Origin of the sequence: Tissierella sp. P1 (genome assembly GCF_002266425.1) — a bacterium.
GTDB lineage: Bacteria > Bacillota > Clostridia > Tissierellales > Tissierellaceae > Tissierella > Tissierella carlieri.
Genome location: NZ_NPMN01000078.1, coordinates 1 through 1,675, shown reverse-complemented (window position 1 = coordinate 1,675; position 1,675 = coordinate 1). Strand labels below are relative to the sequence as shown.

General features: G+C 30.8%; 2 protein-coding genes. Both read right to left on the bottom strand.

Annotated elements, in window-relative coordinates; translation table 11 throughout:
* On the bottom strand, positions 1–1,045 hold a 1,045-nt coding region (locus CIW83_RS21780; RefSeq protein ID WP_143598622.1), incomplete at its 3' end, for a methyl-accepting chemotaxis protein.
* A 210-nt stretch (positions 1,046–1,255) separates the two neighbouring features.
* Positions 1,256–1,675, bottom strand: a 420-nt coding sequence (locus CIW83_RS22465) for a hypothetical protein (protein ID WP_201260099.1), incomplete at its 5' end; no start/stop codon positions are given.

The following is a 1,675-nucleotide window of genomic DNA, read 5'->3' as shown; positions in this document are numbered from 1 at the left end:
CCGCTCTTTCCTTAATTTTTGCTGATTCTGCATTTCCATCTGATGAACTAGATGCAAGCTGGGTCACTCCAGAGTTTACTTCCTGTATTGTAACTGTCAATTCCTCTGTGGCAGCATTTATCTCTTGAATATCATTTACTATATTTAAAGTGTTATTTGATATTGTTTCAAATGTTGAACTAATTTCCTCAATTGTGGCTGAAAGTTCTTCAGAAGAAGCTGATACATCTTGAGATTCTGATGATATTTTTATTATTGTAGATTTTATCTTTTCTTGAGCTAATTTTAAAGCTTTGATAAGTCTACCTAGTTCATCATTAGACTTAGGCTCTTCTATCTCAAATCTTAAGTCCCCATTACCTAGTGCCTCAGCAAAACCTAGGCCCTTTCTTGTTGAAGATGTTATATATCTACACAAGAAAAATGCTAATGAAAAAGCTATTGTAAATCCTATTGTAACTATGATTATCATAAATATTTTCGTGAAATTAGCTATATTGCTATTACTTTGATCTTGGACTTCTGCCAAATTCTGATTATATGCTATTAAAGCATTAATTTCATCGAATACCAAAGTACTATATATCTCTAGATTATCAATTGCTTTTGCTGCAGACATTCCACTGCTGCTTTTAACTACATCTAAAGATTTGTCAAGTTCATCTCTATATTTTTCAGTTTTTTGCTTATAATTATCCCATATCTCTACTTCTTCAGCTAACATTTCTCTAGATTCATATTTATCCATTATTATTTCATTATTATCTCTTAAATCCGTTATATTTTTTAATAAATCTTCTATTGCACTGCTATTTCTTGCTTGTTTTAAATGCTGAAGAACTATTTCTTGATGTAGCATATTAGCTCTAATTTGATGTAATTCATCAATACTTTGTAAATAATCAGTATACATCAAAAATGCATTATTACCTATTGAGTTCACAGCTAGAGTTCCTAATATCCCTATACTAACTAATAATGTGTTAATAATTGTAAAGCCTATAATTAACTTTACCCTTATGGAGCTATTTCTTATCCATTTCATTTTACCCCTCCATTATATTGTTAATTTAATATTTATGTATCATATATATAATACTCATATGAGTTTTGTATTTCAATAGGTCTTTTGTCAATGTTTGGAAAATAGTGTCGATTTAAGTATTTGTTCTGTAATCCTTGTAAAACCTTGAAGTTCAGTAGACAAAAGGAAGTAAATAGTAAACTAGCTAAATAAGAAAGACTAGCGAATTTGCTAGTCTTCTTTAATCTTAAACAAGTGTATCAAAGCATTTAGTTGCTCTGCGGTTGCAGCCTGATGATCCGCAGCAGCTGCTATTTGCTCTAATGCTGTTACTGTTTCTTTCATTCCCATCATTACTTCATCAGAATTAGCAGAAGCACTATTCATACTACCCGCTACATTTTGTATTACTGATGATATCTCTTCAATTGATGCATTTAACTCTTCAGCCATTGCTGCTGTTTCTTGAGATAAGTTATTTACAAATACTGCATCTTTCTCATAATTGACTCCAGTATCTATTAATAAATCATAGTCCTTTCTTACATTCTCACCCACAAAATCTAATATATCTTGAGCATTGATAGATAAATGTGTAAATGCAGACCCTACTTCTCCAACTACCTTTTGAATATCTGCTACATATGCATC